The sequence below is a fragment of the Rhodanobacter sp. MP1X3 genome (assembly GCF_014207165.1).
Classification (GTDB): domain Bacteria; phylum Pseudomonadota; class Gammaproteobacteria; order Xanthomonadales; family Rhodanobacteraceae; genus Rhodanobacter.
On the sequence record NZ_JACHCO010000003.1, the window covers coordinates 182072 to 201418 of the forward strand.

Genomic DNA, 19347 nt, shown 5'->3' on the forward strand with positions numbered 1-19347 from the left:
ACGAATTTGGCAACGCGAGCTTTTTCGCGCAAATTCCGTTCTCGAAATGCGAGGGCGAAAAAACTCCTTTGACAGTCGATACCAAACTCGAAAGTCGGAGAGGCACTTTTATCTTTGCGCAACGCAGCATCAGAAGGCATCAGTTCACCGCTTACATCCATTGGTCAATTGTTGCGACGCAAGAAAAACGCTTAGCCCTACTCCATACCTTAAATAATTAACTGATCGCTCTCATGAACCTCATTGATTCCCACCTGCACGCCATCGCTTCGGACACCTTGAAGTATCCGAAGAGCCCGATCGGTGGTCATCAGTCCGCGTGGTCCCAAAGTCATCCGGTCGATGCGGAAGGCGTGATCAAGGCGTTGGATGCCGCCGGTATCGCCAAGGCGGTAGTGGTGCAGGCCTCGACTGTTTATGGGCACGACAACAGCTATGTGGTCGATACGGTGCGTGCCTACCCGGAGCGCCTGGTCGGTGTGTATTCCATCGATGCGCTGGCGCCGGATGCGGTGGAGCGGATCGATCATTGGGAGGCTCAGGGCTTGCATGGCTTTCGCCTTTTCACCACCGGCACCACCATGCCCGGCCAATCGGATTGGCTTGGTCACAAGGATTCCTATCCGGCTTGGGCGCACGCTGAAAAGATCGGCATTCCCGTCTGCCTGCAGATGACCATGCAGGGCCTGCCAACGCTGCGCACCTTGCTGGAACATTTTCCCAAGTCTCGTGTGTTGCTGGATCACTGCGCCCGGCCAGATCTGGATGACGGCGCACCGTACAAGGCTGCGCAGGCGCTGTTCGATATGGCGCAGTTCGGGGGCGTGCATCTGAAGCTAACCAACCGCACGCTGGCCGCAGCCACCGAGGGTCACTCCAACCCGGCTACTTTCCTGGAGAAACTGGTGAGCACCTTTGGTGCCGAACGCATCGCCTGGGGCTCCAACTTCCCGGCAGCCGAAGGTTCACTCCATGAACTGGTGGCGACGGCGCGCGACGTGCTGTCCAGCTTGTCCAAGGACCAGCAGGCGATGATCTTCGGCGGCACCGTTGAACGCATTTATCCAGCGCTGGCGGGAGTGGCGGCATGAGCCAGCCAGTCCATCTACATACCGTATTGAAGACCACTGCCCTGACCACGCCGCTGAAGGACGGTGCGCTCAAGAGTGAGCAGGTGGTGCTCGATTTCACCGAGATCAACCCGATCCACAAGGCGTTCGCGCCGATGGTTCGCGAGGCAAAGTTCGACATCTCGGAATTGGCTATCGTCACCGCCCTGCAGGCGATCGCCTTCAAGCGGGACATCGTGCTGCTGCCGGTGGTCGTGGCCTCGCGCTTCCAGCGCGGCTGCCTGGTTTCGTACCGCCCGCATGGTGAAGTCAAACCCGAAGAACTGCGTGGCAAGCGCATCGGCGTGCGCTCGTACACCCAGACCACCGGTATGTGGGTGCGCGCGCATCTGGTCGAGGACTATGGCTTGGCCACCCCCGATATCCATTGGATCACTCATGACCCGGCCCATGTGGAGCAGTATCAGGATCCGCCGTTCGTCGAGCATCCGGCCCATGACATGGGCCTGCTGGACATGCTGCACAACGGCGACATCGATGCAGCGATCTTCGGCAACGATCTACCTGAGGGCGATAACTATGTGCCGGTGATCGCCAATGCAAAGGCCAAAGATCTGGCCTGGGCGCAGCAGCATGGCTTCGTGCCGATTAACCATGTGGTGGCCGCCAGCGCCGAGATCTGCAAGCGTGAGCCGTCTGCCGTGCGTGCCGCCTATGGCCTGCTGGCGCAGGCAGAAAGTCACCAGGTCGCGGCGGCGAGTGGCCCCCGCAAAACCCTGTCCGGTTTTGACGCCTTGCGCGGTCCGCTGGAATGGATCATCGACGCTTGCTTGGAGCAGGCGCTTTTGCCACGCAAGCTAAGCTTCGACGAGGTGTTGGGCCCCGCTCACGTTTTGCTGGAAGGCGAGACCGTCTGACATTGCCCATCGCTCCGACGCACGAAGCGCTGAAGCGGCACCTGCCAAGAGTTCAGCTCTACCATGACCCAACCGGTAAACATCCAAATGCACTTGACCTCGCAGCGGCGCCCGTTCTACCGCGACCTGACTTTCCAGGTGGTCGTCGGCATGGCGTTGGGCGTGATGGTCGGTGTGCTGTGGCCGAATGTGGGCAGCGCGCTCAAGCCGCTCGGCGATATCTTTATCCGCCTGATCCAGATGGTGGTGGGGCTGATCATCTTCTGCACCGTCACTCATGGCATCGCCAGCGTGCGCGACCTGGGCAAGGTCGGGCGCATCGCGCTCAAGGCGATGGTGTATTTCGAAGTAGTCACCAGTGTGGCGCTGGTGATCGGCCTGGTCGCCATCAACGTGCTCAAGCCCGGCGTAGGCATGCATGTCGATCCGGCCGCACTCCAGCACGGCATGGACGCGGGCAATCAAGGGGCGCCAGTGCCGCATGGCTTTGGCGAGTTCATCACCAATTTGGTGCCGACCTCAGCACTCGGTGCGTTCAGCAGCGGCGACATCCTGCAGATTCTGGTGTTTTCGGTGTTGTTTGCTTGCGGCTTGGCCAGTCTCGGCGACAACGCGCAACCGGTGCTGCGCATCGTCGATGCCATCCGGCAGACCTTGTTCTGGATCATCCGCATGGTGATGAAGATTGCCCCCATCGCCGCCTTCGGCGCGATCGCCTTCACCACGGCCAAGTTCGGCCTCAGCAGCTTGTTGCCGCTGGCCAAGCTGGTGGCCGAATTCGCGCTTACCTGCGTGGTGTTCCTGCTGGTGGTGCTTGCCCCGATTTCGCATGTATGCGGGTTTAGCCTGTTCAAACTGATGCGTTATTTTCGCGAGGAGCTGGTGTTGGTGCTCGGCACCAGTTCGTCGGAGAGCGTGTTTCCGCAGCTCACCGAAAAGCTCACGCGCCTTGGCGTGGATGAATCGGTGGTCGGCATGGTGCTGCCTACCGCCTACAGCTTCAATCACGACGGCACCTGTCTTTATTTCGCCGCGGTGACGGTGTTCCTGGCGCAGGCCACCGGTACCGCGCTGGGCTGGCAGGCACAGTTGGGCCTGCTGCTGATTTTGTTGGTCACATCCAAAGGTGGCGCGGGCGTTTCCGGCTCGGCCATCGCGGTACTGACCATGACGTTGGCGGCGACCAAGACCATTCCGGTCAGTAGCGTCGCCTTGATTCTCGGTGTGCATCGCATCCTGTCGGCGGGATTCGTGTTCGTGAACATCGTCGGCAATTGCGTTGCGACCGTAGTGATCGGCCACTGGGAGAAAGTGGTTGACCGCGACAAGCTTCAACGAGAACTACAAGCGGGTTAACAGGCAGTTCGATCATGCCTTCAAATCAACATATCTCGCGGTCCCCATCGGCACCGCGATGGGGAGGATTGCGTCAATGAAAAGGCTGATAGCACGTAAATCGCTGTACCTGGGCCTCGTCACCACGCTGCTGGTTCCTGCCGTGCATGCGCAGACCGCGCAGCCAGCACAAAATGGCGGCCCGAATACGAATTGGGCGGATGCCTATGCCGTGGCGCAAACTGAGCCGCAACAAAACATTGGCAACGGTACTGTTGATCCTTCCGGCACACCGGTGGGTGCGCAGCCGGTTTCCAAGGAGCGAGCGTTGCCGCGCTCGGTACTGGTGCAGAAACTGCTCGACGACGGCGTCAATATCCGCGCCAACGAAATTGACCAATATGCCAAGAACACCACCGGCGGCGTCAGGCAGGGTAGCCGCAACGTTGGCCAGTTCTATATCGGTGCAGACTTCGACCTCGGCAAGATCTTCGGGTGGTCCGGCGCGAGTTTCCACTTCACTGCGTATCGCGATTACGGACTGAGCCTCAACACGCTCGATACCGGCACCTATACCAAACAGCAATACATCTACAAGAATCCCTATACACGCTGGCACTTGGGCCTGTTCTCGTACGAGCAGAAGTTGATGGATGATCGCCTGGACATCCAGGTAGGCCGTCTGGGCAGTACCACTTACTTCGGCCACCTGGTGGTCAACTGCCAGTTCGTTTCGGCGAACACCTGCGGCGAGCCGCGCATGCTGGTTTCCGAAACCGGCCTCAGCCTGCTGCCCTCGGCGACCTGGGGTACCAACGTGAAGTTCAAGACGACGCCGAACACCTACGTCGATGTCGGTGTCTTCGAGGTCAATCCAGACGTGCAGCCCAGCAACGGCCTGGATTGGGAAATCAAACATTCGACCGGTTATACCTTGCCGATCGAATTCGGCTGGGTGCAGAACGACCCCAAGACCGTGCAATATCCGTTCGAGTTGAAGGGCGGTGTCTATGGGAGCACGGCGCCGCTGACCGACATCAATGAAAACACCAAGGGCCAGCCGCTCGGCACGTATGGCGGTACTGCGGCCACCGATAACCATATCCGCGATGGTTTTTACATCATGGGTGACAAGGTCATCTGGCGTCCCGATCCGAATTCGCCACGCAGTTTCAACGTGTTCGGTGGCTGGGTACAGCAGTTGGAAGGCCAGGAGATCATGCGCCAGCAGATCTACGGCGGCTTCGTGATGACCGGGCCGCTCGCATTCCGGCCGTATGACACGCTTGGCCTGAATGTCTCGTCGTTCGAGCTGACTCAGGCAGAGCAGGCCTACCTCGCCGAAGCACGCAAGAAGGCCGGCGGTAGCGGCTTGAATGCGCGTCACCAGCTCGCCTCTGACCTCACCTACACCATCCACCTGATCAAAGGGCTGGAGCTGACCCCGAGCCTGCAGTACATCGTGCATCCGGACAATTCGGCTATCGCGAAAACGCCGGTACTGCCGAAGAACTTGTTCGTATACGCGATCAGCCTGCGCGTGGACTTCGGCGTATTGATGGGCTTCCGTCCCGCCGCGGCCAGTGATTGAAGATAGCGAGGAATTGAATATGTCAGTCGTGATAACCCGTATCGAACGCGCCGACGCAAACGTGATCGAGGGCCTGGCCCGTGCTGGCGTCGCCACGGTGCATGAAGCACAGGGACGCAGTGGCCTGATGCATTCCTGCCTGCGCCCGATCTATAGCGGCGCACGCATTGCCGGCTCGGCGATCACCGTGCTGATGCCGCCGGGCGACAACTGGATGTTGCATGTGGCCATCGAGCAGTTGCGCGAAGGCGATCTGCTTATCGCTGCGCCCACCAGCCCCTGCGAAGACGGCTACTTCGGCGATCTATTGGCCACCTCGGCGCAGGCGCATGGCTGCCGCGGCCTGATCATCGACGCCGGCGTACGCGACGTGCGTGATCTCACCGCCATGGGCTTCCCTGTTTGGAGTCGCGCCATCCATGCGCAGGGTACGGTCAAGGAAACGCTCGGCTCGGTCAACGTGCCGGTCATCTGTGGCGGCGCTCTGGTCAATCCGGGCGACGTGGTGATCGCCGATGATGATGGCGTCTGCGTGGTGCCGCGCGTCAGCGCCGCCCAAGCGTTGGAAAAGGCCAACCAACGCGAAGCCAGGGAAGAGGAAAAACGCAAGCGCCTGGCTGCGGGCGAACTGGGCCTGGACATCTACGACATGCGCGAGCGCCTGGCCCAGAAAGGTCTCAAATATGTTTGAGGCAATCCAGTTCGAAAACATACGTGCGATGTGGATGCGTGAGGGCACTTCCAAGAACAGATTTTTCCTCGGCTTTGTAGCTGCCGCTCAGCGCGTGTGCGCCGACACATTGTGTAGCGCGCACAAATTGCTCGAAGGCACGCTGTTCGGCAGAAATCGTGCCGACGTCTTCCATATCCAAGGTGCAAGCCTCTCATGATCATCGACTGCCACGGGCACTACACCACCGCGCCCAAAGACCACGACGCTTTCCGCGACGCGCAACTGAAGCACTTCGATGACCCGTCGCAACCACTGCCGGTCTATCCCAACATCTCCGACGATGACATCCGCGAAAGCATCGAAGCCAACCAACTGCGCCTGCTTCGTGAACGCCGTGCGGACATGACCATCTTTTCGCCACGCGCCAGCACCATGGCGCACCACCAGGGTAACGAGGCGGTCAGCCAGGTATGGACGCGCCATTGCAATGATCTGATCGCTCGCGTGGTCGGGCTCTACCCGGAAACCTTCATCGGCGTGTGCCAACTGCCGCAATCGCATGGCGTGACGATCAGGAATTCGATCGCCGAGCTGGAGCGCTGCGTCAATGAACTGGGCTTCGTGGGTTGCAACCTCAATCCCGATCCATCAGGGGGTCATTGGGATGGACCGCCGCTTACCGACCGCGCCTGGTATCCATTCTTTGAGAAGATGGTGGAACTGGATGTGCCGGCCATGATCCATGTATCCGGCAGCTGCAACCCCAACTTCCACGCTACTGGCGCGCACTACATCAACGCCGATACCACCGCGTTCATGCAGTTCCTGCAGGGCGACCTGTTCAAGGATTTCCCAAATTTGCGCTTCATCATCCCGCACGGCGGTGGCGCGGTGCCGTACCACTGGGGCCGTTACCGCGGCCTGGCTGACATGATGAAGAAGCCGCCGCTGAGCGAGCACGTCATGAAGAACGTGTACTTCGATACCTGCGTGTATCACCAGCCGGGTATCGATTTGCTGTTCAAGGTGATCGACATCGACAACATCCTGTTCGGCTCGGAAATGGTCGGCGCCGTGCGCGGCATTGATCCGACCACCGGCAACTACTTCGACGATACCCTCCGCTACATCGACTCGTTGGACATCTCAGCCGAAGACAGGCACAAGGTATTGGAAGGCAATGCCCGCCGCATCTATCCACGCTTGGACGCGCAGCTGAAAGCGCGTGGCAAGTAAGCCGCGCATTGCCCGACGACTTTATGGCACCGCAAGCCGCTTTATATCGAGCTTCTCAACCTGCTTGCTCTGGTAGCGTTCGTACTGGCTCATGTGCGGTCCCACTTGGCGGTGAAGCTGTACAGGCTATTGTGCCTGCGCCTCTTCACATCGACGGGTGGTGCACTTCAGAATTGAATTCGCCCCTTCTGATATCCATGAATGGTGGCCTGCGAGGACTCGGACAAATGGATCTATCCCTTTCGTTCGGGTAGCTGTGCTGGGCGTGGATGCGTATATCGCTTCAACGTTCCCCAAGAATCGTGCAGCGTAAAATGTGCCACCTATTGGATTGAATAGCCTCGTTCAGAAAATCGGCTAGTCGCCTCGTGCCGCAAGTCGTGGAAATGCAAATTCCGGATGTCCAGGGATTTGCAAGCGCGGGTGAATGCGGCGCCGATCGATCTCGGCTTCCTTCATGCGCATCCATTGTTGCGCGAGCGCTTTCCGATCGAAGGTTTCCGTCTCGCTGTGCGACTTGCCGTCGCGCGTGACTCGGACTTGCGCCCTGTATCCTGTGCTTCCGTCCTTACGCTTGCGGGCGGTGATCGTTCCCATTTGCTACATTCTCTCCGTGGAGCAAATCCGTAGAAAAAACGTCCAGAAACCCCCGGAAATGGCAGTAAATACGACAACCCTTGAAGGCCTGAAACGCCCGGAAAACCTAGTAAAGGCGCCGTCTATCGCCGATTTTCGCGTATGCGTGGCGCCGATGATGGACTGGACCGACCGCCATTGCCGCTACTTCCACCGGTTGTTGTCGCCAAGGGCGCGGTTGTATACCGAGATGGTGACGAGTGCGGCATTGGTGCGCGGGCGGCAGCTGCGCTTGCTCGAACACAGCCAGCAGGAGCATCCGGTGGCGCTGCAGCTTGGCGGCAGTGATCCGCATGAGCTGGCGCAGGCTGCACGCTATGGCGCCGAGGCGGGTTACGACGAGATCAATCTCAACGTGGGCTGCCCATCTGACCGGGTACAGTCAGGCCGCTTCGGCGCTTGCCTGATGCGCGAGCCGGCACTGGTCGGTGAGTGCATGAAGGTGATGCGTAACGCGGTGAGCGTGCCTGTGACCGTGAAATGCCGCATTGGCGTCGATGACCAGGACGACTATGCCGGCCTGCAACATTTTACCGAGACCATGCTGGAAGCGGGCGTCGAGATACTGGTGGTGCACGCGCGCAAGGCCTGGTTGAAGGGGCTGTCGCCGAAGGAAAATCGTGAAATTCCGCCGCTCGATTACGAGCGCGTTTACCGGCTAAAACGCGAATTTCCAGAGCTGGTGGTGGTGATCAACGGCGGCATCGGCACGGTCGAGCAGGTGCAGGAACATCTGCGCCAGGTCGACGGGGTGATGTTGGGTCGCGCCGCGTACCACGATCCCTACCTGCTGGCGCAGATTGAGGCCGTTCTCTACGGCGAGCCGCTGCCAGGCAGGGACGAGGTATTGCGGCACATGCGTCCATACGTGGAAGCCGAGCTGGCCCGGGGGACCGCGCTGAAGCATATCAGCCGCCATTTACTGGGCTTGTATCAGGGCGAGCCGGGAGCGCGCGCGTTCCGTCGCGCAATCAGCGAGGGTGCCCATTTGCCCGGGGCGGGCTGGGAGCTGATCGAGCGGGCGCTGCCGCCCTGTTCGGTTGCGGCGTGACAGCGTGCGTTCGTCCGGTCAGTATTCAGCCCTGATTGCCTAATCTGAACGCTCTGGCAACTGCCAGTCGGAATGTTGACGTATGGCAACCCACAAATTCTTCACTACAGCTCTGTTTGCATTACTGGGTTTTGGCATGGCACTGACCGCGTCGGCGCAAACCGACGAACCGGAAGTGACAATGGATCAGGCCGTGCAGAAGGTGCAGCAGGAGACGGGCGGCAAGGTGCTTTCTGCCGAGCCGCATCACGTCGGGCGACGGGTGGAGTATCGCATCAAGGTATTGACGCCGCAGGGGCACGTGCGGGTGATGGCGATTCCGTCCGAGGCGAACAAGGGTCCGATGTCTACACCAGTTTTTACACCATCACTCAAGAATCCGCCTGGCAGAAACCCGGGCAGCAAGGAGAAACACTGATGCGCATACTGTTGGTGGAAGACGAGGCGCCACTGCGCGAGACCCTGGCGGCGCGCCTGAAGCGTGACGGGTTCGCTGTCGATGCGGCACAGGACGGCGAGGAGGGTATTTACCTCGGTCGCGAAGTGCCGTTCGATCTGGCGATCATCGATCTGGGTCTGCCGAAGATGTCCGGCATGGATCTGGTCAAGGCGTTGCGCGAGGATGGTCAGCGTTACCCCATTCTGATTTTGACCGCACGCGGCAGCTGGCAGGACAAGGTCGAGGGCCTGAAATACGGCGCCGACGATTACCTGGTCAAGCCGTTCCATGTCGAGGAGCTTCTGGCGCGTATCAATGCGCTGGTGCGCCGTGCCAGCGGCTGGTCCAAGCCTATCCTGGCCTGCGGCATGATCAAGCTCGACACTACCGCGCAGACGGTTACGGTGGAAGGCAAGCTGGTCGATCTCACCAGCTACGAATACAAGGTGCTGGAATACCTGATGCTGCATGCCGGCGAGCTGGTCTCCAAGGCCGACCTCACCGAACATATCTATCAGCAGGATTTTGACCGCGACTCCAACGTACTCGAAGTGTTCATCGGTCGGCTACGGCGCAAGCTCGATCCGGAAGGCACCCTCAAACCTATCGAGACGGTACGTGGACGCGGATACCGCTTTGCCATCCCGCGCACCGACGGCGACGACGAGTAATCCTGCGCCGCCGCGTGGCCCGCTGTCACTGGCGGCCCGCGCGGCGATCGCCACGGGATTTGTGCTTGCCGGTTTTCTTGGCCTGGTAGGCCTGACGCTTTCGCAAGCCAACCAGAGTCGTGCGTTGAGCGCGTTGCAGGAGCGTCTGCAGAACTTCGCTCTCGCTTACATCACTGATACCGGAATAAGCCGATACGGCAAACTGCTGCCACCCGACACGTCGCCGGACCCGAATTTTTTAAGGCCCGGTTCCGGCTTGTACGCGGTGTCTGTAGGCGATAACAGCTATCGCTGGGGATCGCCATCAGCGATTGGTAGAGACTTCAGTTTTATGAAAATACTGGCGCCGGGCGAGAAAGAATTCGTCGGCCCGGTCGATACGCATATGGGCCGGTTGTATTACTACAGCTATGGCGTGGCGTTGGACGACGAGGTGGATAGAAAATCGGCCAGACTCACCGTGATGGTGGCGCAAACCGAAGATCAGCTCGAAGGTGACAATGCGGTGTATCGGCGCTCGCTGGTCGTGTGGCTGTCCATTCTTGGCGTCATGCTGATCGTGCTGCAATTTCTGCTGCTGCGCTGGAGCCTCACACCGCTGCGCAAGGTAGCCAGTGACATGACGCGTGTGGAGCGCGGCGACAGCGAGCACCTGGACAGTCAGTATCCGCTTGAGCTCACTGGCCTGACTGAGCGCATCAACGTATTCATCGACAACGAGCGCGAACAGCGCACGCGCTATCGGCATACTCTGGCCGACCTTGCGCACAGCCTGAAAACACCGCTGGCGGTAATCCGTTCACAGCTGGAATCGGCAGCTGCCGACGATCCCCTTCGTCGCAGCGGCGTGCTCGATCAGGTGCGCCGCATGGACGACCTGGTGGCGTATCAGTTGTCTCGCGCTGCGACGTCGGGTCGACAGACCTTCGCCATCGCCGTGCCGATCGCCGGTCATGCCGAGGATCTGGTGCAGAGTCTGGAAAAGGTCTACGCAGCCAAGAACGTGCTGTGCGAGTTCGATATTGACGAGAGCGCGGTGTTTTACGGAGAGCAGGGCGATCTGCTGGAGCTGATGGGCAACCTGCTGGAGAACGCGTTCAAGTGGGCCGATCACCGTGTCTTGCTGGTGGTGAAGGCGCAGGCGACAACCGCCCGGCAGCGGCCGGGCCTGTGGTTGAGCGTGGAAGATGACGGCCCCGGTATCGCTGCAGACAAGATCGAAAAAGTGCTGCAACGTGGTGTTCGTGGTGACGAGCGCGTGCAAGGTCACGGTATCGGGCTGTCGATCGTGCAGGACATCGTGCATGCCTACCAGGGCGAACTGCTGGTCGATCGCTCAGCTGAGCTTGGTGGCGCGCGCTTCAGCGTGACGTTGACGCCGACCTGATCCAAATTAACGCGCGGCAGGCTTTCCGCGCAGGTAAACGACGTTGGATAGTTCGCTCGCCATCGCCGGCGATGGACCGTAAAACGTTTCCAGCAGGTCGGCGATCGCCGGTTCGGCCTCTCGCAGCAGCGTCGGTTGCGAATAATGCAGCTCGGTGACCACCGCGAAATACTCACTGGGATTCTCAGCGGCGTAGTGATCGATTGGATTGCCGCAATCCTGCGCTGGCGTGTTGGCGAGGCTGTGATATGCGTGCCCGAACTGTTCGACCCAGCGTCGCCGTGGAATGTCCGTCAGCGGTGGAATACCGTCGGCTGGGCCATCAAGTATGTCCAGCTTGTGCGCCATCTGATGCAGCACCACGTTGTAGCCGTCCCATGGCTGCTCCAGATCCAGCTGCACGTCAGCCAGCGAAAGCACCAGCGGGCCGCGTTCCCACGTGTCGACGCTTCGCGTGTCATCACCGGCCCGGAGCACGCTGCTGTGGCAGGCGTGATGGCTGCCGCGCACCTTGAATTCACCGGGATAAATCAGCACCTCGCGCCAGCCGCGCAGGCTGCCAGCTCCCTGCTGCAACGCTGGCAGACACGCCTGCATGGCAATCAACAGTCGCCAGTAGTCGTCCAGCACGGCGCCGGCAAGGGCGAGGAATCGTTTGCGTGCGAGGAACAGTGCGGCCAGCCGGCGCAGGCGTTGCTGCCGTTCCGAATCCAGACCGCGCACCAAAGGACATCCCGCGAGTGCACGCTTCCATAGCGGATCAGCGATCGGCGGAGGTTCGAGACGAGCTCGCAGCGATTGCCACCAACGCCCGGACATGGCCTAGAACGCTTACTGGATGGATCCAGGCAGCAGCGATTGCCAGCCAAGATGGGTCTGCTGGGTATGAGCCGGTGGCGTGATGTCGCCACTGGCATGGTCGGTACCGTTGTATGAGCCCTTGCGCGAATCGCTGCCTGTGTTGCGCGGCGTGTTGTCCCGGGCCACGCCCGGTTCAATGCCGCTGCTGCCGTCGTGTGCGCTGCTCGTGTCACCCGCGCCGTGCAGGGCGTTGTCCAGGTCATGGCTATCCGCCGTCGTTGCCGCCGCACCGCCGATGCCGGCAAAACAGATGGCGCAACCGATGAGCCAATGTTTGACGCGCATGGCAATCGAACTCCCTGACCCGCAAGCGAAGATCCCGATCGTCTCAGAAACATCCGTGCGATGCCAGTGCTATGGCACGCCAGCGATGCGTGGTGATCGGCGTGGGTCTCAAGCCGGGCTAAACTGCGGGGATGCCAATACAGTCATGCCGATCACTTATCCGATGCGCATCAGCCAAGATGATTCTTGTCGTCGGTGGCCGCTGATGCAGCCAGCCCAATTATTGTCGGCGCTGGCCACGGGTGAACCTGTCTCCGGCGCAGGTCTGGCGGCACAGACCGGTATCACCCGTGCAGCGATCTGGAAGCAGATCGAAGTTTTGCGCGCACGCGGCGTTCCCATCGAGGCACAGGGCGCTGCCGGTTATCGCCTGCCGTGGCCGTTACAGATGTTGGATGCCGAAAAAATACGTGCCGCGATGCCTGCACCGCTTGCGCAACAGCTGGGTGCGCTTGAAGTCCATTGGGAGCTGGATTCCACCTCCAGCGAGCTGCAGCGACGGGGCGCCACTGCCGTGGATTTCAGCGTACTGCTGGCTGAAACCCAGACCGCCGGCCGCGGCCGCCGCGGTCGTCAGTGGCTGTCGCCGCCGGGGCTGAACCTTTATCTCTCCTGCCTCAAACGTTTCGATCACGGCTTCGCCGCCTTGGGCGGTCTGTCGCTGGCCATCGGCGTGATCGTGATGCGGACCCTGAAAACCCTTGGTGTTGCCGGCGCCGGCCTGAAATGGCCGAACGACCTGCTGGCTGCCGACGGCAAACTTGGCGGCATCCTGGTCGAACTCAGCGGCGAATATCAGGGGCCGTGCGCAGCCATCATCGGCATTGGCCTCAACTTACGGCTTACCCCCGCATTGCGCGAACAGGCCGGACAGCCGGCTAGCGACATGGCCGCGTTGACGAATGACTCGCCGCCGGATCGCAATCGCGTCGCCGCCACGCTGATCTCAGCGCTCATCGAAGGCCTGCATCAGTTCGAGCGTGGCGGCTTTGCGGGCTTCGCCAACGAATATGCCCTGCACGATCTTCTGAAAGATCAGCCGCTGCAGCTGAGTGGTGCGCTCGGTCTGTTCGATGGCATCGGCGTGGGCGTGGATGATCGTGGTGCGCTGCAAGTGCGCATGAGCGACGGCAGCGTCCGCCAGGTCGACAGTGCTGAAGTCACGGTGCGTCGCGCATGAGGCTGCTGCTCGATCTTGGCAACACCCGGCTGAAGTGGGCGCTGATGCTGCAACCGGATGGCTGGCTCGCGCAGGGCGCGCTGGACTGGCAGGAGGGTTTCGAGCCAGCGCTGGTATCAGCGCTGACTGGGTTGCCGAAGCCGGAGATGATCGTCGCGGCTTCGGTGGTCGACGCCGCGCGTGAGGCGCAGGTTGCGGATGTGATGAGTCGCCTGTTTGCCAACAACCCCATCTGGCTGCGCACCCCGACCAGCGCCTGCGGTGTGCGCAATGCCTACGCTGAGCCGCAGCGGCTCGGCGTCGACCGTTTTTTGGCGATGGTCGCCGCGTACGCAGATGGCTATGCGCCATGCGTCGTTGCCGGTGCGGGCACGGCACTCACACTCGATGCGCTGACAGCGGATGGACAGCATCTCGGTGGGCTGATCGCGCCGGGTCCGCAGCTGATGCAACGCTCCCTGCTGGATGCCACCGCGCGCGTGAGGCCAGAGCGACCCGGCGCGGTGCTGGAGCTGGCCGACAACACCGCCGACGCGGTTGCTTCGGGTTGCTGGCAGGCAGCTGCGGCCTTGATCGAACGCTTTGCCACACGTATGGCGCCGACCCTGGGCGGTCTGCCGACGTTGATCCTTGGCGGTGGCGACGCAGCCGAGTTGCAGCCACTGCTGACGCTGCCGGTTCAGATGACCCGCGATGGCGTGCTACGCGGTCTGGCGGTGTGGGCAAATACGCAGACCGTGACGCCTTCACCGATCTAGAATGTCGCTGCCTGGCGATGGGGGTCCGATGTTTCTGCGTCTGCTGTTTGTCCTCTTGAGTGCGCTCAATATCGCGGTAGGCGCGTGGCTGCTGCTTGGTCAGCCTTATGCGCACAACGGTAGTGCCGCTGATCCGGGTGTGCGCGAATTGCGTTTGCTCTCGGAAATGCCGCAACCAGTTGTCACTGCCGCTGCGCCCAGTGCGGCATCGTCTGTCGCTGAATCACAGACTGCGCCGGTTCCCCCTCCCGTGCCTGTGGCTCAAGTGAATGCCGCAGCAAGCCGGTCTTCGGCGCCTGTCCCGCAAATCTGCCTTGCGTTGGGGCCGTTTGCGACTCCGCAGGATTTACGCAACGCCCGCCAGACGCTGGACGCACAGGTCATGCGGATGCGTTCGCGGCAGGAGCAGACCACCCAATCCAACGGTTGGTGGGTGTATTTGCCGGCCACCAGCAATCACGCGCAGGCACTCGAGTTGGCGCGCCAGCTTGGTGCGCACAACATCAAGGATTATTTCGTCGTCAGTGGCGGCGATCAGCCCAATACCGTCTCGCTGGGCCTGTTCAAGGACCCAACCAATGCGCGCAAGCGTCGCGATGAAGTGGTGGCTGCAGGGTTTCCCGCCCGCATGAGCGAGCGCAGCGAGAATGTACCCGAGTACTGGCTCGATCTGGTTGCCAGTAACAGCCCCCGGTTTGAATGGCGCAGCCGCGTTCGCGCCAGCGGTGTCAACTCTCACAGCACCAGCTGTTTTTGAGTCGCGCAGTTTAAGTTTGGACCGTATGCTTTGAGCATGTGCCACACGACTGCTAGAATCGCAGCCCTTGCCGGCATAGCTCAGTTGGTAGAGCAACTGATTTGTAATCAGTAGGTCCCCAGTTCGAATCCGGGTGCCGGCACCAAATGACCATCCCAAGCCATCCCATATCGGCCCAAGAATCCATCGAAACCCGCATAAAGCGGGTTTTTTTGTGCCATATCATCCGCGGTCGTCCCATTGCAGCCCGCTCAAAGTGTAAGTAGGTGCGGGCGAATATAGTCCCAAGGGAAGGGCACAACACTGCGTCAGCCCTCGCCTACACGAGGCCGATCTTGTCGCTGATAGCCATCAGAGTCGCTGCGGCGCATCTTGGACACGCTCCGCGAGTCCTGCCCAAGCCGACAGGTGTCAGGCAGTAGCCGATGCCGTAACGTCAGGTGGAACCGACGAACGGGCGCTTCTTCTTGATGCGAGACGCACCATGTTCGAGATCAGGTCATCGTCAGCAGGCTTCGTCGTTTTCGACACGACAGAGCAAGAGCCGATCATGCGGTTTGATAGCAAGGACGAGGCTACGGAGCTTGTTGCCGAGTTGGTGATTGCCGAGTCGTGCGCGCAGCTCCAAGCGTGGAAACCTCCGACAACACGGCGCTAGTTCTATCTGGCGCGGCAACGCCCGTGACGTTCAGTGAGCCGATGACCGGAAGCATTCCCGTGCTGTACGTTGACTCGGATCTGCTGTATGGATGATTACGTAGATCACGACACGCATTATCGGGAGCAAGCATGCGGAGTGAAGGGGAGTTGGAAGTTCGTTTGAGAAAATGGGCCGCGGAATACCATCTGCTGGGCGATGCAGATTCGGCACCCGCTTCGTCAGCTTGTTCCGTGATCCTTGGAGTGCAGGAAGCCGTGCTTGCCTTGGAGATGCAACCTCATGGAACCCTCCCTGGGATGGTTCTTCGGTGTCAATACACACTCCGTAATCAACCGGTCAGTATCAAATTGCGCAAGCTTCGTACGGCAGGCTTTCAGGTAAGTAACGCTTCCCGATATTCGCAGTTACTGCGCGATGCCCGTATCCATGTTGCGGCGTGGCTTCATATTCCGATGCATGGTGATACTGAAGAGGTGCTGGGCGCATTGGCTAAGGGTTCGTCCCTTGCGTCGAGTTCTCAGACGGCCGAGCTTATTGATGCATGACGCTTAGATAGAAACTCACCGCTGTATCGGGTGAAACCGATGACCGAACACTTCCATCGCCTAATTGTGGCGAGGTCTCAGTGGCAACAAAAAGCCCGCACTGAGCTGGCTTGGTGTCGGGTGGGAAGTGGTTCGCCCTAGACGTAGCAGGCTTCAGCTCCCTAGGGGAGGATGGGAGCTCCGGGGAGGACACCGACGCGTCTAGGGCGATGGGTGCAGGATCATGGATGTACCGCATGCCCGCAAAGGATAGTTCTTCATAACAATATGCTGCGGCGTCATGTCGGGGGAGCGGCGCGGCGAAGGCCGACCAGTCGGCCAGCAGATCGAACCAAGGCCCCGCGCCAGTCGGCCCGTTGTCAGCCCGGCGTGCCTCTTGGTGCGTTATGCCCAGATAGAAGCCTGTGACCAGTATCGCGATCGTTGCCGTGACGAAAGCGAGGAACGCCCAGTTGCGCTTGCGCTTCATAGGCTCAGTTTACGCGCCGTCGATGTGGTCGCGTGACGAGCGATATCAGGGGGAAACGTCCAGAAAGCTGCAGTGCCCATATTGGCGCAGTTGTGAGTAATTTCGTGAGTATCTTCGCGAAATTTCATAGTAAATTTCAATTTAAGTCAGCAACTTAGATTGACTATGCTGTGCCGGGTGCCCACCAGAAATATCAAAGGCTTGCAGAGATGCAGGCCTTTTTCTTTGGTGCGGTGTCCAACCCACGTCCAGATCATCCTTGAGAAAACTCCTTCGACAGGAAGGCTGCGAGTGTCACGTAGCTACCAAAAATCGAAGAGCAACAGGAAGCCGGCAAAACGCAGGTGCGGCCTGTCCTGTTGCGAACGAGCTATTTCTCCTGACCTATCGGAAGCGTAGATGGGAGCGACTTCATCGCATATTCGAAAGCGCCGGTTGTCGTTATTGAAAGCGACCCCTCGTCGGGGGTTGCCCCGATGCCTTCGAAGGTGACCCGGAGGTTTGAAAAGAGCCAGTCGGCGCTAATGCCATCGAGCTGCGCTCCGATCCTGTTCGGTACATGTTTCTTGGTAAGCGTCGTAGGAACGCCGTACTTCTTCCTGAGCATGGCGTAGATACCTTTCTGGCTATCCACTCCACTTGTACGTACACGAATGCCCTGTACGGTCCCGTCAAGTATTTGCAGCTCGAGGCTGCCTGCGCGGTTGTTCGAAACCACCCAAGGCTCATCTGAGTGGTTGAAATGGACAGGGGTGGTTTTAGAGCGTCCGTCAGCGGTTGCCTCGCCATGGGTCGGTGACTCCAGGCAAGTGGCGTCTAAGGTTGCTGACCAGGCCTTGCCATCGAAAAACCCTTCTCTGGTGGTCGGACAGGTGAGCAGGGTCGGTCGCTGTCCGAGAGTGAAACCAAACGCCTCAAAACTGGGTGCGGGCTTTGGGGTCGATCCCCTGGTGTGCTTGGCTGCTTGTACGGAACCGCCCGCAACAGTGAGTGCGAGCATCAAAAAAAGCCTTCCCTTCATCTTGCTTCTAGTCCCCTGGAATATCTACAGCCTATCAAATCTCTACCTGCCTCGAAGACTTCCTGATCAAAGTCGAGTGCGAGCGGCTTGTCGCTGCTCCGTGAGTTCGGTCCGACTCCACAGGGGCAGGCAATAGCCGACGCTGCAACGTCCGATAGAGCCGATGATGGGGGCTATCTGTCTTATTTTCTGGCCGACTCCGCCACAAAGTTGCCTGCCGAAAAAATGGCAAGAACGACGAGAATCAGCGCGCTGACGATCAGCGAAAAAGAAATCGCAACTAACCTCACTACCCAGCGCATAAGTACCCCCTGTCGATCTCAGCCGGCGAGTATGGCGGGTGCTGATGACGCTATAGCGACGGTAGCCGCATGTGTTTGGTGTTGGTCATCGGCTCCGCCGGAGGAAACCTCGGAGCGGTCTCACATCACGGCGAGGTCTTGGACTTGATCCTGTGGCTGACATCGTGCGCCCCAGAGACTGACAGCGCATCAGCGAATGCCTACACAGTCATAAGTCATTCCCCGCTAGGCGTCCTGTCGCGATGGCGGCAATCTGTCTTCGCCCGGGAAGTCTGGTTCCTCACCGATGCACCGAGTGCCACGAACCGTAAGCAATCCCCCATGCGCGGTTCACTGGCCCCCGAAAGGGGGCCTTTCTCTTTTGAGAGCTGGCGCCCGCGACTGGCCCCGTATGCAGCGTCTATTGTTGGGGGCTGGCGTTTTCAGCGCATGGACCGGATCTATTCGAATGCGCCTGTTTCTGCATGGCTTGAGTCTTCGCACTGGCAGGAGCCGCCCATATCGCGAGGGTGACCGTCATTACGGCCACGATGACCGCCACCAGCTTCGACCACAGCGGCATCGATGCGGAAAGGAACGATGTGGTCAGAGCGATCACCAACGCGACCCCGGGGACCAGGCTTTTCATGGTTTCATTCTGGACGATTCGGATAAGAAGTTCTTTGAATTTGACGTTCACAGCCATTTCGACACTCCGCCATGGTGTGGACACGTCCCGCGGTGTTTCATGCTGAAGCTGTGGCTGGTGTCGTGGCATTGGGCGGTAGAGCTGGCGGCTACTGCAACCCATGCGTTATGGATCGAATGTCCCTCACGATTGACGTAGCTCCCTTGCTCGATGGGCGTGGTCGAGCCATTTGTGACACTTTGTGCGCTTTGCTGAGGTTGCTGCTGCGCGTCACTTGGCGTGACCAAGAGGCTATTTAGCCCCATCGCCAGCAGGCAAAGGCATAAAGACAAGCTGATGTGCTTGAACATCTGGATCCCCGTTTTGTTCGGACGCAGGGATCAAAGCAAGAGCGCTGCCAAGTTACTTAGACCGTCGGAAGTGCCATGGGAGGCGTCTCATGGGCCAGCGGAGATTTTTAGTCACGAATGACAGGTGTTTGTCTCAGTTTTGCGCCCCTTCGCGCGCGCATCCCCTGGGACTATGTTGCTTGCCTGATTGGCTCACATCAGGCCTGCTGTGCAGAATCTTGCCGGGGCGCTGTGGGTAGGTTCTGTGAGTAACTTCGGCAGCGTGATAAAAAATTTTCAAAATCACTCAGTTACTTGATATAAGTATATCTGTGCAGAGTGCCACCAGAAATATCAAAGGCTTGCGGAGGTGCAGGCCTTATTTGTTGCTCTAAATTTAGAATTTCGGACAAGACTTTGGGCAGCAAAACATTCGCGAGTGTGATGGCGTGCGGATCTTGGGGCGAGTTGGTACGGCATTTGCTGTACGAAATAACACTGGATTTCACCTAGAGCACCAAACTGCCATGCGTGCGGCTGAAACG

General features: G+C 59.7%; 21 protein-coding genes and 1 tRNA gene. 15 read left to right on the plus strand and 7 right to left on the minus strand.

Annotation, left to right across the window (positions count from 1 at the left end):
- Positions 1 to 233 precede the first annotated feature (233 nt).
- From HDE79_RS09985 to HDE79_RS10005, 5 genes are all read left to right on the plus strand, one after another.
- Entirely contained in the window at positions 234 to 1091 is an 858-nt protein-coding gene (locus HDE79_RS09985; RefSeq protein ID WP_184601825.1) for an amidohydrolase family protein, read from the plus strand.
- A complete protein-coding gene (locus HDE79_RS09990) occupies positions 1088 to 1987 on the plus strand; it encodes a hypothetical protein (protein ID WP_184601826.1) in 900 nt (299 codons plus the stop codon). Before HDE79_RS09985 ends, HDE79_RS09990 begins: the two co-directional genes overlap by 4 nt.
- A 63-nt stretch (positions 1988 to 2050) precedes the next feature.
- Positions 2051 to 3343: a C4-dicarboxylate transporter DctA gene (dctA, locus tag HDE79_RS09995; protein WP_221440115.1), complete on the plus strand. Its 1293-nt coding sequence runs from the start codon at positions 2051 to 2053 to the stop codon at positions 3341 to 3343.
- 76 nt (positions 3344 to 3419) lie between these two features.
- Positions 3420 to 4913, plus strand: coding sequence for a carbohydrate porin (locus HDE79_RS10000; RefSeq protein WP_184601827.1), 1494 nt, complete (start codon positions 3420 to 3422; stop codon positions 4911 to 4913).
- Positions 4914 to 4932: 19 nt separating this feature from the next.
- Complete coding sequence (locus HDE79_RS10005) at positions 4933 to 5604, plus strand: 4-carboxy-4-hydroxy-2-oxoadipate aldolase/oxaloacetate decarboxylase (protein WP_184601828.1); 672 nt, start codon at positions 4933 to 4935, stop codon at positions 5602 to 5604.
- Here HDE79_RS10005 and HDE79_RS10010 read toward each other — a convergent pair.
- Positions 5591 to 5785, minus strand: a complete 195-nt coding sequence (locus tag HDE79_RS10010; RefSeq protein ID WP_184601829.1) for a hypothetical protein — start codon at positions 5783 to 5785, stop codon at positions 5591 to 5593. The two genes, HDE79_RS10005 and HDE79_RS10010, sit on opposite strands and share 14 nt — an antisense overlap.
- A gap of 14 nt (positions 5786 to 5799) precedes the next feature.
- Between HDE79_RS10010 and HDE79_RS10015 the strand changes: the two genes are divergently transcribed.
- The gene (locus HDE79_RS10015; RefSeq protein WP_184601830.1) at positions 5800 to 6822 is read left to right on the plus strand and encodes an amidohydrolase family protein; all 1023 of its coding nucleotides are present in this window, start codon (positions 5800 to 5802) and stop codon (positions 6820 to 6822) included.
- Positions 6823 to 7179: 357 nt separating this feature from the next.
- Here the strand turns inward: HDE79_RS10015 and HDE79_RS10020 are convergent, their stop codons facing one another.
- Positions 7180 to 7419 carry a hypothetical protein gene (locus HDE79_RS10020; RefSeq protein ID WP_184601831.1) on the minus strand — a complete coding sequence of 80 codons (240 nt, stop codon included), beginning with the start codon at positions 7417 to 7419 and terminating at the stop codon, positions 7180 to 7182.
- A 58-nt stretch (positions 7420 to 7477) separates the two neighbouring features.
- On the opposite strand from HDE79_RS10020, the gene dusA reads away from it, so the two are divergent.
- The 4 genes from dusA (at position 7478) to HDE79_RS10040 (ending at position 11006) form a co-directional block, all read left to right on the plus strand.
- Positions 7478 to 8509: a tRNA dihydrouridine(20/20a) synthase DusA gene (gene dusA, locus HDE79_RS10025; protein WP_184601832.1), complete on the plus strand. Its 1032-nt coding sequence runs from the start codon at positions 7478 to 7480 to the stop codon at positions 8507 to 8509.
- Between the two features lie 82 nt (positions 8510 to 8591).
- Positions 8592 to 8927, plus strand: coding sequence for a PepSY domain-containing protein (locus HDE79_RS10030; protein ID WP_184601833.1), 336 nt, complete (start codon positions 8592 to 8594; stop codon positions 8925 to 8927).
- The gene (locus HDE79_RS10035) at positions 8927 to 9619 is read left to right on the plus strand and encodes a response regulator transcription factor (RefSeq protein ID WP_179481254.1); all 693 of its coding nucleotides are present in this window, start codon (positions 8927 to 8929) and stop codon (positions 9617 to 9619) included. Before HDE79_RS10030 ends, HDE79_RS10035 begins: the two co-directional genes overlap by 1 nt.
- Entirely contained in the window at positions 9585 to 11006 is a 1422-nt protein-coding gene (locus tag HDE79_RS10040) for an ATP-binding protein (RefSeq protein WP_184602109.1), read from the plus strand. The genes HDE79_RS10035 and HDE79_RS10040 overlap by 35 nt, the downstream gene beginning before the upstream one ends.
- Positions 11007 to 11012: 6 nt before the next feature.
- Here HDE79_RS10040 and HDE79_RS10045 read toward each other — a convergent pair whose 3' ends face one another.
- On the minus strand, positions 11013 to 11825 hold the full coding sequence (locus HDE79_RS10045; protein WP_184601834.1) for a M90 family metallopeptidase: 813 nt from the start codon (positions 11823 to 11825) through the stop codon (positions 11013 to 11015).
- A gap of 12 nt (positions 11826 to 11837) precedes the next feature.
- Positions 11838 to 12152 carry a hypothetical protein gene (locus tag HDE79_RS10050; RefSeq protein ID WP_184601835.1) on the minus strand — a complete coding sequence of 105 codons (315 nt, stop codon included), beginning with the start codon at positions 12150 to 12152 and terminating at the stop codon, positions 11838 to 11840.
- 205 nt (positions 12153 to 12357) lie between these two features.
- On the opposite strand from HDE79_RS10050, the gene HDE79_RS10055 reads away from it, so the two are divergent.
- The 5 genes from HDE79_RS10055 to HDE79_RS10075 all read left to right on the plus strand — a co-directional run bounded on the left by HDE79_RS10055 (position 12358) and on the right by HDE79_RS10075 (position 16053).
- A complete protein-coding gene (locus tag HDE79_RS10055) occupies positions 12358 to 13332 on the plus strand; it encodes a biotin--[acetyl-CoA-carboxylase] ligase (protein ID WP_184601836.1) in 975 nt (324 codons plus the stop codon).
- Positions 13329 to 14090, plus strand: a complete 762-nt coding sequence (locus HDE79_RS10060) for a type III pantothenate kinase (RefSeq protein ID WP_184601837.1) — start codon at positions 13329 to 13331, stop codon at positions 14088 to 14090. The genes HDE79_RS10055 and HDE79_RS10060 overlap by 4 nt, the downstream gene beginning before the upstream one ends.
- A gap of 28 nt (positions 14091 to 14118) precedes the next feature.
- Positions 14119 to 14847, plus strand: a complete 729-nt coding sequence (locus HDE79_RS10065) for an SPOR domain-containing protein (RefSeq protein WP_184601838.1) — start codon at positions 14119 to 14121, stop codon at positions 14845 to 14847.
- A 69-nt stretch (positions 14848 to 14916) separates the two neighbouring features.
- Positions 14917 to 14992: transfer RNA gene (locus HDE79_RS10070), tRNA-Thr, on the plus strand.
- Between the two features lie 662 nt (positions 14993 to 15654).
- Complete coding sequence (locus HDE79_RS10075) at positions 15655 to 16053, plus strand: hypothetical protein (protein WP_184601839.1); 399 nt, start codon at positions 15655 to 15657, stop codon at positions 16051 to 16053.
- A gap of 839 nt (positions 16054 to 16892) precedes the next feature.
- Here the strand turns inward: HDE79_RS10075 and HDE79_RS10080 are convergent.
- From HDE79_RS10080 to HDE79_RS10090, 3 genes are all read right to left on the minus strand, one after another.
- Complete coding sequence (locus HDE79_RS10080) at positions 16893 to 17543, minus strand: hypothetical protein (protein ID WP_184601840.1); 651 nt, start codon at positions 17541 to 17543, stop codon at positions 16893 to 16895.
- A 702-nt stretch (positions 17544 to 18245) separates the two neighbouring features.
- Positions 18246 to 18530 (minus strand): hypothetical protein, encoded by a 285-nt coding sequence (locus HDE79_RS10085; protein WP_184601841.1) that lies wholly within the window; start codon positions 18528 to 18530, stop codon positions 18246 to 18248.
- Complete coding sequence (locus HDE79_RS10090) at positions 18521 to 18823, minus strand: DUF3761 domain-containing protein (RefSeq protein ID WP_184601842.1); 303 nt, start codon at positions 18821 to 18823, stop codon at positions 18521 to 18523. Before HDE79_RS10090 ends, HDE79_RS10085 begins: the two co-directional genes overlap by 10 nt.
- Between the last annotated feature and the right edge of the window lie 524 nt (positions 18824 to 19347).

Coding starts and splice junctions, on each gene's coding strand:
- HDE79_RS09985 (WP_184601825.1), top strand. CDS start 234: ATGAACCTCATTGATTCCCACCTGCACGCCATCGCTTCGGACACCTTG.
- HDE79_RS09990 (WP_184601826.1), top strand. CDS start 1,088: ATGAGCCAGCCAGTCCATCTACATACCGTATTGAAGACCACTGCCCTG.
- dctA (WP_221440115.1), top strand. CDS start 2,051: ATGACCCAACCGGTAAACATCCAAATGCACTTGACCTCGCAGCGGCGC.
- HDE79_RS10000 (WP_184601827.1), top strand. CDS start 3,420: ATGAAAAGGCTGATAGCACGTAAATCGCTGTACCTGGGCCTCGTCACC.
- HDE79_RS10005 (WP_184601828.1), top strand. CDS start 4,933: ATGTCAGTCGTGATAACCCGTATCGAACGCGCCGACGCAAACGTGATC.
- HDE79_RS10015 (WP_184601830.1), top strand. CDS start 5,800: ATGATCATCGACTGCCACGGGCACTACACCACCGCGCCCAAAGACCAC.
- HDE79_RS10020 (WP_184601831.1), bottom strand. CDS start 7,419: ATGGGAACGATCACCGCCCGCAAGCGTAAGGACGGAAGCACAGGATAC.
- dusA (WP_184601832.1), top strand. CDS start 7,478: ATGGCAGTAAATACGACAACCCTTGAAGGCCTGAAACGCCCGGAAAAC.
- HDE79_RS10030 (WP_184601833.1), top strand. CDS start 8,592: ATGGCAACCCACAAATTCTTCACTACAGCTCTGTTTGCATTACTGGGT.
- HDE79_RS10035 (WP_179481254.1), top strand. CDS start 8,927: ATGCGCATACTGTTGGTGGAAGACGAGGCGCCACTGCGCGAGACCCTG.
- HDE79_RS10045 (WP_184601834.1), bottom strand. CDS start 11,825: ATGTCCGGGCGTTGGTGGCAATCGCTGCGAGCTCGTCTCGAACCTCCG.
- HDE79_RS10050 (WP_184601835.1), bottom strand. CDS start 12,152: ATGCGCGTCAAACATTGGCTCATCGGTTGCGCCATCTGTTTTGCCGGC.
- HDE79_RS10055 (WP_184601836.1), top strand. CDS start 12,358: ATGCAGCCAGCCCAATTATTGTCGGCGCTGGCCACGGGTGAACCTGTC.
- HDE79_RS10060 (WP_184601837.1), top strand. CDS start 13,329: ATGAGGCTGCTGCTCGATCTTGGCAACACCCGGCTGAAGTGGGCGCTG.
- HDE79_RS10065 (WP_184601838.1), top strand. CDS start 14,119: ATGTTTCTGCGTCTGCTGTTTGTCCTCTTGAGTGCGCTCAATATCGCG.
- HDE79_RS10080 (WP_184601840.1), bottom strand. CDS start 17,543: ATGAAGGGAAGGCTTTTTTTGATGCTCGCACTCACTGTTGCGGGCGGT.
- HDE79_RS10085 (WP_184601841.1), bottom strand. CDS start 18,530: ATGGCTGTGAACGTCAAATTCAAAGAACTTCTTATCCGAATCGTCCAG.
- HDE79_RS10090 (WP_184601842.1), bottom strand. CDS start 18,823: ATGTTCAAGCACATCAGCTTGTCTTTATGCCTTTGCCTGCTGGCGATG.